This window comes from Agromyces sp. NPDC056965 (genome assembly GCF_042673425.1).
Classification (GTDB): domain Bacteria; phylum Actinomycetota; class Actinomycetes; order Actinomycetales; family Microbacteriaceae; genus Agromyces.
In genome coordinates this window covers 17,953-28,825 of sequence record NZ_JBHURI010000055.1, presented here as the reverse complement: position 1 = coordinate 28,825, position 10,873 = coordinate 17,953, and the positions used below count along the sequence as shown (strand labels likewise).

Below are 10,873 nucleotides of genomic sequence, written 5' to 3'. Positions count from 1 at the left end.
CCGCAGCATCCGCCCGTCGATGGACCGGTCTGCCCGCCGGCTCAGCAGAAGCCGGCGATGCCTTCCCAGGCCGCGGGTGCGGGCGCCAGCCCATCGCGCGTGACGGTGGCCTCGATGAGCCCGTACGGCCGGTCGGCCGCGTAGAACACCTCGTTGGGGTTGTCGAGCCCGAACGGGGCGAGGTCGACGACGAAGTGGTGCTTGTTCGGCATCGAGAAGCGGATCTCGGCGATCTCGGGGTGGCGTTCGAGCACTCGTCTCCCCATGTCGAAGAGCGTGGTCTGCAGGGCTGCCGAGTACTGCTCGGTGAACGCCTCGAGCAGCAGCGCCCGGACGTTCTCGTAGACGGCGTTGTAGTCGACGTCGGTGCCGACGTACCGCCAGCGGGCCGCGACGTCCGTGGCCAGGATCCGGTCGGTCGTCTCCTGCAGGGTCGTGTACCTGTCTCTCGGGAAGCCCTCGAAGCCCGACTGCGTGGTCTTCAGCACCGTGAGCTCCTTGAGCCCGGCGATGACGTGGCGGGCGTCGCCGTCGGCGACGACGACGGCCGTGCGCGTGCCCTGTCCCGTCCGCACGAAGGCGTGGTCGTGCGGGGCTCCGTGCGACACGATGCGCTGCCATGCGTAGCTCTCGGCCTCCCAACGTCCGCCGTCGACCCACGCGAACGAGGAGGTGAAGTGATCGGCGAGGCGGAGCAGGAACGCCTCGGGCGACCCCACTCCGTCGCGCGCGAACGCGAAGATCGTGTTCTTCTGCGTGTCGGTCGGGATGACGTGCGAGTTGTCGCCCGACAGGTGCGCCGCGGCGAAGTCGCCGTGCAGCTGCGACGTGACGCTGAGGTCCTCGATCTCGTGGCGATCGGTGTCGCGGGTGACCTTGACGACGCGGACCTCGGCCTTGCCGTAGCGGTTCGGTCCGAGCACGATCCCTCGGTCGGGCATGGCGTCTCCATCCATCGGGCCTAGCTCCCCCGGTAGGTCGAGTAGGCGAAGGGGCTCAGCAGGAGCGGCACGTGAACGTGCCCCCCGTCGTCGGCGACATCGAAGTGGAGCACGACCTCGGGAAAGAACGTGTCGACGCCGCGGGCGGCGAAGAAGCCGCCCGTATCGAAGTGCAGGCGATACTCGCCGACTGGGACCGAGGCCGGGCCGAGTCCTGACGCGCGGCCGTCGGCGTCGGTCGTGCCCGATCCGACGAGGCTCCAGCCGGATGCCGCGCGCACGAACAGCTCGACCCGAACGCCCTCGGCCGGACGGCCGACGGTCGTGTCGAGCACGTGCGTGGTGATCTGGGAGGTGGTCATGCGGTGATGAGTCCCTTCACTCGGAGGACGGCGATCTCGCGCAGCTGCTCGGCGACGATGACGTCTTCGGCGGCGGCCGAGTGCGTGAGGCGTTCGTCGAGCAGCGCGAGCATCTCGCTCGCGGAGCGGCCGGCGGCACGGACCAGGAAGACCCGACCGAACCTCGCCTCGTACGCGAGGTTGCCCGTCGCGAGTGCGGCGGCGACCTCGGTGTCGTTCGGGTCGACGCCCGACTGCTCGCTGCGCGACAGGCTCGCTTCGGCGGTCGAGCCGGCGGCTCGCCGGCCGATCGGCGGATGGTGCGCGAGGGCGCGGTCGATCTCCTCGGCGGTGAACGGCGATGCGGCCAGGTCGGCCGCCGAGACGAGCTCGGCGACCGAGGCGAACGGCCGGCCGTCGGCGAGTTCCTCGCTCCAGCGCGGGATGTCGAGGCACGGACGCAGCGCCTCGATCGCCGTTCGGCGGTCGAGTCCGTTGAAATCCTCGAGCTTCATCGTCCGATCCCGTCCCTGCGGAGCAGTCGACCCCGTGCCACGGCCCGGTCGACCGGAAGCCCCGCGAGCAGCGTCGCCCGAACCACTCCTGAGAGTTCGCGTCCATCGTAGGGGCACACGGCGTGGCGGTGCTCGAGCGCCGATGCCTCGACCGTGAACGTCTGGTCGGGCGCGAAGACGGCGAAGTCGGCCGCGGCGCCTTCGGCGATGCGCCCCTTCTCCGTCAGGCCGACCCGATGCGCGGGTGCGCCCGACATCCACTCGACGACCCGTTCCAGCGGGATGCCGCGCTCTCGGGCTCCCGACCACACGAGCGGCAGCCCGAGCTGGAGGGAGGCGATCCCGCCCCATGCCTCGACGAAGTCGCCGTGGCCCGCGTACTTCAGTTCGGCCGGTGCCGGCGAGTGGTCGGAGACGATGAAGTCGATCGCGCCCGACTCGAGGCCGCTCCAGAGGGCGTCGCGATTCGCCGCCTCGCGGATCGGCGGGCAGCACTTGAAGGCCGTTGCGCCGGCCGGGATCTCCTCCGCCGTGAGCGTGAGGTAGTGGGGGCACGTCTCGACCGAGAGCCGCACCCCAGCGCGCCTGGCGTCGGCGATACGGCCGAGCGAGTCCGCCGAGCTCAGGTGCACCACGTGCGCGCGAGCCCCGGTGCGCGTGGCGCGATCGATCACGTCGGCGATCGCCGAGTCCTCGGCCTCGCGCGGTCGCGATGCGAGGAAGTCGGAGTACCGGGTGCTGTGCGGGTGCGGCGCCGCACCGATCAGCCGCGCGTCCTCGGCGTGCACGAGGAGCAGCGAATCGCTCGCGCGGAGCACCGCCATCGCGGCCTCCATCTCATCGGCGGTGATCGCGGGGAACTCGTCGACCCCCGAGTCGAGCAGGAAGCACTTGAACCCGAAGACCCCCTCGCCCGCGAGCGGCCCGAGCTCTTCGAGGTTGCCCGGCACGACGCCGCCCCAGAACCCGACGTCGACGAACACCCGCCCGTCTGCGGCGCGGCGTTTCGCATCGAGCGCTGCGACCGAGGTCGTCGCCGGAATGCTGTTGAGCGGCATGTCGACGATGGTCGTCACTCCGCCCGCCGCCGCGGCGCGAGTCGCCGACTCGAATCCCTCCCACTCGGTGCGGCCGGGCTCGTCGACGTGCACGTGCGTGTCGACGAGGCCCGGGATCAGGACCTCGTCGTCGGCGAGCTGCACGATGCGCGAGCCCTCGAGCGCGGCGCCGAGCGGCGCGATGCGCACGATGACGCCGCCCCGCACCGCGACCTCGGCCGGCGAGAACGCGTCGCCGAGCAGCACCCGTCCACCCCGGATGACGAGATCGAACGGCCCGCCCCCGACACTCGGCGCACCGGCCGACTGCTCCTGCATCGCTGCACCCGCCCTGACGCTCACGACAGCCGGATCTGCCGGTTCACGTCCTTGTAGAGCAGGTAGCGGAACGGACCGGGCCCGCCCGCGTAGCACGCCTGCGGACAGAAGGCCCGAAGCCACATGAAGTCGCCCGCCTCGACCTCCACCCAGTCGTCGTTCAGCCGATAGACGCCCTTGCCCTCGAGCACGAAGAGCCCGTGCTCCATGACGTGGGTCTCTGCGAACGGAATCGTGCCGCCCGGCCGGAACGTCACGATGTTGACGTGCATGTCGTGGGAGAGGTCGTCGGGGTCGACGAAGCGGGTCGTCGCCCACGCCCCGTTCGTGCCGGGCATCTCGATCGGCTCGATGTCCTGGTCGCGCGTGACGAACGAACCCGGCCGTGCGATGCCGTCGACCGGCTCGTAGGCCTTCCTGATCCACTGGAAGGTCACGGGCTCGTCGCCCTCGTTCGCGAGCGACCACGCCGCACCCGCAGCGAGGTACGCGTACCCGCCCGCGCCCAGCTGATGCCGCTCGCCGTCGAGCACGAGCGAGAGCGAACCGGAGGTGACGAACACGACGCCCTCGACGGCGGCCTCGTGCTCGGGTCGCTCGGCCCCGCCGCCCGGGCCGATCTCGACGATCAGTTGCGAGAAGGTCGTCGAGAAGCCCGCGATCGGTCGAGCGAGGATCCACGACCTCGAGTTGGCGAACCCCGGCAGGTTGCTCGTCACGATGTCGCGGAGCACCCCCTTCGGGATGACCGTGTACGCCTCCCTCACGATCGCCCGGTCGGTGAGGAGCTCGGTCTGGGCAGGCAGTCCGCCCTGCGGCGAGAAGTAGCTCATGCGGATTCCTTGTCGTTGGAGCGGCGCCGGGGCATCCGCTCAGCCGTTCGCGAGTCTCGGGTGGGCGATCGCGGCGAGGCCGCGTCGATCGAGGCCGACGTCGGCGGCGACCTCGGCCTCGGTGAGCGCGCCGCACTCGACGCCGCGCAGTACGAAGTCGGCGAGTGCTCGGGCCGTCGCCGGTTCGTCGAGCACCGCGCCGCCCTCGCCGCCCTGGTAGCCGCGAAGGCGCCCGGATGCCTCGGCATACCCCTCGCGGAAGAACGCGTAGGTCGCGATGAAGCGGGTCGGAAGCTGGTGGGGGTGCAGGTCCCAGCCCTGGTAGAAGCCGCGGTCGAGCGACCGGCGCACGAGCCGCGCGTGGAGGCGCCAGGCCTCGTCGGCGCGGTCGCCGAGCGGAAGGATGTTCGTCGACCCGTCGGACAGCCGGATGCCGGTGCCCGCCGCCGCGAGCCGCATGACCTCCTTCGCGTGGTCGGCGACCGGATGCTCCATCGACTGGTTCGCCGGGGAGATCTGCAGCGACGCGCTGTAGTCGTAGGTGCCGTAGTGGAGCGCGCTGATGCGGCCCGGCACGGCGGTCGGCAGCTTCGCGAGCGGAGAGTCGCCGTCGGGGCCGAGCACCAGTTGCGGCGTCTCGACCTGCACCTCGAAGCGGAGCCGGCCGTCGGGCAGCCCGTGCGCGCGCTCGAGGGCGGCCGCGACCTCCGCCATCGCCTCGACCTGGGCGACCGTCGACACCTTCGGCAGCGTGAGCACGAGGCCGCCCGGCAGCTCACCGCGTGCGACGAGGGTGCTCACGAAGAGATCGAGGGTGCGGATGCCCCGCGCCCGTGTCGGCGCTTCGAAGCTCTTCACGCGCACGCCGATGAAGGGCGGCGCGAGGCCGGCCGCGACGGCCGCGGCGACGCGTTCGGCCTGGCGCCAGGCGTCGGAGTCCTCGACCTCGTCGCCGCGATCGCCGTAGCCGTCCTCGAAGTCGAGGCGGAGGTCTTCGATCGGTTCCCGCTCGAGCTTGTCGCGCACGGCGGGCACCACGTCGTCGACGAGCGATCGCTCGACGCCCACTCGTTCCGCAAGCGCCTCGAGGCCGCCCGAGGCCTCCGCGGCGGCGAGCGCGGCGGCGCCCCACTCCCCCGGCAGGCCCGCGCCGTACCGGTCGGCCGGGACGTACACGGTGTGCACGGGCTGGCGCGAGCCGTCGTCGCCGGGGTAGGCGCGCTCGAGCAGTGCGTCGGTTGCGGCGAGGCGGCGGTCGACGGCAGCGAGATCGGCCGCCGTGAGCGCGGTGCGCGGAGCGGGTGCGGCACGTGTGCTGCGGACGTGGGCCATGGCCCATCTTCGCTGTGACGGCGCCGACGCCGCAATGACCGCGCCGCGAGACGGTCCGGGAATCCACGGATCCGTCAGGGTCGACGCGTAGAATCCAACCACCGAGGCGCCGTGAGCGACTCGGTGGCGGGCGCAGTGCAGCGCCCCGGAGGAGTTCGCCCATGGATGACATCGCCGTGACCGTCAACGGTCGGCGGCGCCCCGTGCGCGCCGAAGCTCACACGAGCGCGCTCGAGTGGCTGCGTGAGATCGGGCTGTCGGGCGCCAAGGAGGGCTGCGCCGAGGGCGAGTGCGGCGCCTGCGCGATGCTGCTCGCCGCACCCGACGACCGGGGCGGCACCCAGTGGACGGCGGTGAACGCCTGCCTCGTGCCCGTCGCCGCGCTGAACGGGCAGGAGATCGTCACCGCAGAGGGCCTCGGGTCACCCGAGTCGCTGCACCCGGTGCAGGAGAAGCTCGCCGAGGCGGGGGCGTCGCAATGCGGCTACTGCACGCCCGGGTTCGCGTGCAGCATGGCCGACGAGTACTACCGTTCCGATCGCGCGCCGGCCGCTGCCGGAGAGGAGCGCGGCCCCAACGGCTTCGAACTGCATTCGCTGAGCGGCAACCTCTGCCGGTGCACCGGCTACCGTCCGATCAGGGACGCCGCCTACTCGCTCGGCGCCCCGACGGCCGACGACGAGTTTGCTGCGCGCCGCGCTCGACCGGCTCCCGTCGCCGTGGCGACCGATGTCCGCGCCGGCGACGGCCGATTCATCCGCCCCGCGTCGCTCGTCGACGCGCTCGGGATGCTCCGCGACGAGCCGGACGCGCTCCTCGTCGCGGGGTCCACCGATCTCGGCGTCGAGGTGAACCTGCGAGGGCTCCGACCACCGCTCGTCATCGCGATCGAGCGGCTCGAGGAGCTGCGAACCCTGTCGGTCGGCAGTCAGGTGATCGAGATCGGCGCAGCACTCACGCTGTCCGAGGTCGAGCGCGGGCTCGCCGACCGCGTGCCGCTCCTCGCACAGCTCCTCCCGCAGTTCGCGTCCCGGCTGATCCGCAACCGCGCGACGTTCGGCGGCAACCTCGGCACCGCGTCGCCGATCGGCGATGCCGCCCCGGCGCTCCTGGCCCTCGACGCCCGGCTCCTGCTCGCCTCGAGCAGCGGGGAGCGCGAGGTGCAGCTCGCCGAGTACTTCACCGGCTACCGCCAGTCGGTGCGCCGCGATGACGAGCTCATCCGTGCCGTGCGCATCCCCGTGCCGCTCGCGGGCGTCGCTGGGTTCCACAAGATCGCGAAGCGACGCTTCGACGACATCTCGAGCGTCGCCGTCGGCTTCGCCCTCGACGTCGACGGCGGGGTGATCACCTCGGCGCGCATCGGACTCGGCGGCGTGGCCGCCACTCCGCTGCGCGCGCACGCCACGGAGGCGGTGCTCGTCGGCGCGCCGTGGAACGTCGCGACCGTGCGCGCGGCATCGAGGGTGCTGCAGGCCGAGGGCACTCCGATCTCCGATCACCGCGCCTCGAACGAGTACCGCTCGCACATGCTCGGCAACGCGCTGCTGAAGCTGTACAGCGCCGCGCTCATCGCGTCGAAGGAGGTGCCGGTGTGAGCTCGCTCGCCGATCGCCCCGCCAATCCCGTCGTCGGCCTCAGCGCCGCCCACGAGAGCGCAGCGCTGCACGCGACCGGCGCCGCGATGTACACCGACGATCTCGCCGTGCAGACGGCCGGCGCGCTCACCGCATGGCCGGTGCAGTCGACCGAGGCGCACGCCCGGGTGAGCGTCGACGTCGCCCCCGCCTACGAGGTGCCCGGCGTGGTGCGCGTGCTGACGGCTGCCGACGTGCCGGGGCTCAACGACGCCGGGATCAAGCACGACGAACCGCTCTTCCCGAGCGAGGCGATGTATTCCGGCCACGCGCTCGTCTGGGTGCTCGGCGAGACGCAGGAGGCGGCGCGTCTCGGCGCCGAGGCGGTGCGCGTCACGTACGAACGACTGAGTTCGTGCATCACGGTGGCCGAGGCGATCGCCGCCGGGTCGTATCAGGGCATCGCCCGCACCGTCTCCCGAGGCGATGCCACTGCCGCGATGGCGGATTCGGTGCACGTCTTCGAAGGCGTCAGCGAGGTCGGCGGCCAGGAGCACTTCTACCTCGAGACCCAGGCGTCGCTGGCCGTGCTCGATTCGGAGAGCCAGTACTTCGTGCAGTGCTCGACGCAGCACCCGTCGGAGACGCAGGCGATCGTCGCCCACGTGCTCGACGTGCCGGCGAGCCGCGTCACCGTGCAGTCGCTCCGCATGGGCGGTGCATTCGGCGGCAAGGAGATGCAGCCGCACGGGTTCGCCGCGATCGCCGCGCTCGGCGCGAAGCTCACGGGGCGGCCAGTGCGCCTGCGGCTGAACCGCACGCAGGACATCACCATGACCGGCAAGCGCCACCCCTTCCACCTCGCCTGGAGGGCGGGTTTCTCCGCCGACGGGCTGATCCAGGCGCTCGACGCCACGCTCACCGCCGACGGCGGCTGGAGCCTCGATCTCTCGGAGCCCGTGCTCGGCCGTGCGCTCTGCCATGTCGACAACGCCTACTGGATTCCGAACGTGCACGTCCACGGCCGTATCGCGAAGACGAACAAGACCTCGCAGACCGCGTTCCGCGGCTTCGGCGGGCCGCAGGGCATGTTCCTCATCGAAGACGTCCTCGGCCGCGCCGCGCCCGTGCTCGGCATCGAGCCGGCCGAACTCCGGAGGAGGAACTTCTATCGGCAGGGCCAGCGCACGCCGTACGGACAGCTCGTGAAGGACGCCGGTCGGCTCGAGACGATCTGGGACCAGCTCAGCCACGAGAGCGATCTCGCGGCGCGCGGTGCCGAGGTCACGGCGTTCAACGCGACGCACGCCGAGACGAAGCGCGGCCTCGCGATCACTCCGGTGAAGTTCGGCATCTCGTTCAACTTCTCCGCCTTCAACCAGGCGGGGGCGCTCGTGCACGTCTACAAGGACGGCTCGGTGCTCATCAACCACGGCGGCACCGAGATGGGCCAGGGTCTGCACACGAAGATGCTGCAGGTCGCGGCGACGGCGCTGGGTCTCCGCCTCGAACAGGTGCGCCTCGCCCCGACGCGCACCGACAAGGTGCCGAACACCTCGGCGACCGCGGCCTCGTCGAGTTCGGACCTCAACGGCGGTGCCGTGAGGGACGCGTGCGAGCAGATCCGCGCACGGATGGCGGCGGTCGCCGGGCGGCTCCTCGACGTCGACGAGCGAGACGTGCGATTCGACGGCGGATTCGTGACCGGACTCGGCAGGCTCGACGAGCGCCTCACCTTCGCCGAGGTCGCGGACGCGGCGTACCTGCAGCGCGTGCAGCTCTGGGCGGCCGGCTTCTACCGCACCGAGGGGCTGCACTGGAACCCCGACCTCATGCAGGGGTCGCCGTTCAAGTACTTCGCCTACGGCGCCGCCGCGACCGAGGTCGAGGTCGACGGGTTCACGGGCGCCATCCGGGTGCGCCGCGTCGACATCGTGCACGACGTCGGCGACTCGCTCTCGCCCATGCTCGACCTCGGCCAGATCGAGGGCGGGTACGTGCAGGGCCTCGGATGGCTCACGCTCGAGGAGCTCCGCTGGGACGAGACCGACGGCCCCGGCCGAGGGCGGCTGCTGACCCAGTCGGCGAGCACGTACAAGCTGCCGAGCTTCTCGGAGATGCCCGGGGAGTTCAACGTGCGTCTCTTCGAGAACGCCCGCGAAGACGGCGCGATCTACGGCTCGAAGGCCGTCGGCGAGCCGCCGCTCATGCTCGCATTCAGCGCCCGCGAGGCGATCCGCGCCGCGGTCGGCGCGTTCGGCCCCCCCGGTCGCAGCGTCGAGCTCGGCTCGCCGGCGACGCCCGAAGAGGTCTTCTGGGCGGTCGAGGCGGCACGGGCCGCGATGGCGGATGCCGCCGCCGCGGGCGACGACGACAGCGACTCCGGGCTCGTCACCGCCGGCGTGACCGGGGCGTAGCCGCAGGCGGCGCCCATGGACTGGCTCGAGGCCCTGCAGCGACTCCGCGAGGCGCGGACGCCGGCGGTGCTCGTCACGATGGCCGTCGTGCGCGGGCATGCTCCGCGGAACGGCGGGGCGAAGATGATCGTCTCGCCCGACACGGTGTTCGGCACGGTCGGCGGCGGCAACCTCGAGCAGACCGCGACGGATCGCGCCCGCGCCATGCTCGCGACGGCGTCCGCCGAGCCGGAGCTGCTGACCATGACGCTCAGCGACAAGGCGACGACGGACTACGGCGTGCAATGCTGCGGAGGAGAGGTCACCATGCTGCTGGAACCGGTGCGGGTCGTGCCGTCGGTCGCCGTGTTCGGAGTCGGTCACGTCGGGATCGAACTCGCACGCGTCCTCGGCCGTCAGGAACTCGAACTCCACCTCGTCGACTCGCGGCCCGAGATGCTCGGGGCCGCGCGCCTCGGCGAACCGGGCGTCTCAGGGCTCCTCGGCGACGCCGTCGCCACGGTGCACCTCCATCACGAGCCAGTGCCCGAGGCCGGTCTCGCCCTGCTCCCGCCGGGCACGCACGTGCTGATCATGACGCACGACCACGTCGAGGATCTCGCGATCGTCGACACTGCGCTGCGTCATCCCGCGCTCGGGTCGATCGGGCTCATCGGCTCGCGCTCGAAATGGGCGCGGTTCCGCACGCGGCTGCGGGAGCTCGGGCACGACGACGCGGCCCTCGCCCGGGTCGAGACCCCGATCGGCATCCCCGAGGTCGCCGGGAAGGCGCCGGCGACGATCGCGGTGAGCGTCGCCGCCCGCATCCTCCAGCTGATCGAGCAGCCCGATCCATCGAGCGACGAGGGATGACGGACGCCGTCAGTACTCGATCCGCGATGCGGTGCGGCGCCACTCCGTGAACGGGGCGATGCGCCGGACAGCGCCGAGATCGAGGTTCGCGACCGGCATCACCTCGCGTGCCTCGGGCCCGCCGTCGAAGTAGCGGTAGAACACCGCATCGTCGAACCCGGCGTCCGCGGCGTCGTTGCGATCCGCGGCGAAGACGACGCGATCGATCCGCGCCCACAGCGAAGCGGCGAGGCACATCGGGCACGGCTCGCAGCTCGAGTAGAGCGTGGCGCCGCTGAGCTCGAAACTGCCGAGCCCCTGGCACGCCGCCCGGATCGCCGTCACCTCGGCGTGCGCCGTGGGATCGAGGTTCGCGGTGACCCGGTTGACGCCCTCGAAGATCCGCCCGTCGGCCGCGACCACGATGGCGCCGAACGGGCCGCCGCCCTTCCGCACGTTCTCGGTGGCGAGGTCGACCGCGCGCTCGAGGTGGTCGGCGACGAGCCGATCGGCCTCGGAGCCGGACGGGTGCAGCGGCGGAGATGCATCGAACTCGTCCATGGCGCTCCGTCCTCGCTGTCTCGCCTCGCGTGAGCGGTTCGAGGCTAACAGCCGGAGAGTCCAGGACCTACGGACCCCGCTCCCGACGCGAATGTCGGAGCGGCGGGACCGCGGTTGTGCTTCCGCGTCTGCGGAAGTATCGTCCAATT

The 10,873-nt window shown here is 71.7% G+C and carries 10 protein-coding genes; 3 read left to right on the top strand and 7 right to left on the bottom strand.

What is annotated here, in order from left to right:
* Positions 1-41: 41 nt before the first annotated feature.
* Genes pucL through ACFTQE_RS14180 form a run of 6 tightly spaced genes read right to left on the bottom strand, consistent with a single transcriptional unit; the run spans position 42 to position 5,338 of the window.
* Entirely contained in the window at positions 42-941 is a 900-nt protein-coding gene (gene pucL, locus ACFTQE_RS14205; RefSeq protein WP_376925685.1) for a factor-independent urate hydroxylase, read from the bottom strand.
* A gap of 20 nt (positions 942-961) precedes the next feature.
* Positions 962-1,303, bottom strand: coding sequence for a hydroxyisourate hydrolase (gene uraH, locus ACFTQE_RS14200; RefSeq protein WP_376925684.1), 342 nt, complete (start codon positions 1,301-1,303; stop codon positions 962-964).
* Positions 1,300-1,797 carry a 2-oxo-4-hydroxy-4-carboxy-5-ureidoimidazoline decarboxylase gene (gene uraD / locus ACFTQE_RS14195; RefSeq protein WP_376925683.1) on the bottom strand — a complete coding sequence of 166 codons (498 nt, stop codon included), beginning with the start codon at positions 1,795-1,797 and terminating at the stop codon, positions 1,300-1,302. The genes uraH and uraD overlap by 4 nt, the downstream gene beginning before the upstream one ends.
* Complete coding sequence (allB, locus tag ACFTQE_RS14190; protein ID WP_376925682.1) at positions 1,794-3,173, bottom strand: allantoinase AllB; 1,380 nt, start codon at positions 3,171-3,173, stop codon at positions 1,794-1,796. The genes uraD and allB overlap by 4 nt, the downstream gene beginning before the upstream one ends.
* A 20-nt stretch (positions 3,174-3,193) precedes the next feature.
* Positions 3,194-4,006: a bifunctional allantoicase/(S)-ureidoglycine aminohydrolase gene (locus tag ACFTQE_RS14185; protein WP_376925681.1), complete on the bottom strand. Its 813-nt coding sequence runs from the start codon at positions 4,004-4,006 to the stop codon at positions 3,194-3,196.
* Positions 4,007-4,045: 39 nt separating this feature from the next.
* Complete coding sequence (locus ACFTQE_RS14180) at positions 4,046-5,338, bottom strand: DUF6986 family protein (RefSeq protein ID WP_376925680.1); 1,293 nt, start codon at positions 5,336-5,338, stop codon at positions 4,046-4,048.
* A 161-nt stretch (positions 5,339-5,499) separates the two neighbouring features.
* Here ACFTQE_RS14180 and ACFTQE_RS14175 point away from each other — a divergent pair, with 161 nt between their 5' ends.
* The 3 genes from ACFTQE_RS14175 to xdhC are packed head-to-tail and all read left to right on the top strand — an operon-like array spanning position 5,500 to position 10,184.
* Positions 5,500-6,936: a xanthine dehydrogenase small subunit gene (locus tag ACFTQE_RS14175; RefSeq protein WP_376925679.1), complete on the top strand. Its 1,437-nt coding sequence runs from the start codon at positions 5,500-5,502 to the stop codon at positions 6,934-6,936.
* Positions 6,933-9,332 (top strand): xanthine dehydrogenase molybdopterin binding subunit, encoded by a 2,400-nt coding sequence (gene xdhB / locus ACFTQE_RS14170; protein WP_376925678.1) that lies wholly within the window; start codon positions 6,933-6,935, stop codon positions 9,330-9,332. Before ACFTQE_RS14175 ends, xdhB begins: the two co-directional genes overlap by 4 nt.
* A gap of 15 nt (positions 9,333-9,347) precedes the next feature.
* Positions 9,348-10,184: a xanthine dehydrogenase accessory protein XdhC gene (xdhC, locus tag ACFTQE_RS14165; protein WP_376925677.1), complete on the top strand. Its 837-nt coding sequence runs from the start codon at positions 9,348-9,350 to the stop codon at positions 10,182-10,184.
* A 9-nt stretch (positions 10,185-10,193) separates the two neighbouring features.
* On the opposite strand, the gene ACFTQE_RS14160 is transcribed toward xdhC, so the two are convergent.
* A complete protein-coding gene (locus ACFTQE_RS14160) occupies positions 10,194-10,724 on the bottom strand; it encodes a nucleoside deaminase (protein ID WP_376925676.1) in 531 nt (176 codons plus the stop codon).
* Positions 10,725-10,873: the final 149 nt, after the last annotated feature.

What these genes read in the sequence shown, in the direction of transcription:
- pucL (WP_376925685.1), bottom strand. Translation starts at nt 941, where the DNA reads ATGCCCGACCGAGGGATCGTGCTCGGACCGAACCGCTACGGCAAGGCC.
- uraH (WP_376925684.1), bottom strand. Translation starts at nt 1,303, where the DNA reads ATGACCACCTCCCAGATCACCACGCACGTGCTCGACACGACCGTCGGC.
- uraD (WP_376925683.1), bottom strand. Translation starts at nt 1,797, where the DNA reads ATGAAGCTCGAGGATTTCAACGGACTCGACCGCCGAACGGCGATCGAG.
- allB (WP_376925682.1), bottom strand. Translation starts at nt 3,173, where the DNA reads ATGCAGGAGCAGTCGGCCGGTGCGCCGAGTGTCGGGGGCGGGCCGTTC.
- ACFTQE_RS14185 (WP_376925681.1), bottom strand. Translation starts at nt 4,006, where the DNA reads ATGAGCTACTTCTCGCCGCAGGGCGGACTGCCTGCCCAGACCGAGCTC.
- ACFTQE_RS14180 (WP_376925680.1), bottom strand. Translation starts at nt 5,338, where the DNA reads ATGGCCCACGTCCGCAGCACACGTGCCGCACCCGCTCCGCGCACCGCG.
- ACFTQE_RS14175 (WP_376925679.1), top strand. Translation starts at nt 5,500, where the DNA reads ATGGATGACATCGCCGTGACCGTCAACGGTCGGCGGCGCCCCGTGCGC.
- xdhC (WP_376925677.1), top strand. Translation starts at nt 9,348, where the DNA reads ATGGACTGGCTCGAGGCCCTGCAGCGACTCCGCGAGGCGCGGACGCCG.
- ACFTQE_RS14160 (WP_376925676.1), bottom strand. Translation starts at nt 10,724, where the DNA reads ATGGACGAGTTCGATGCATCTCCGCCGCTGCACCCGTCCGGCTCCGAG.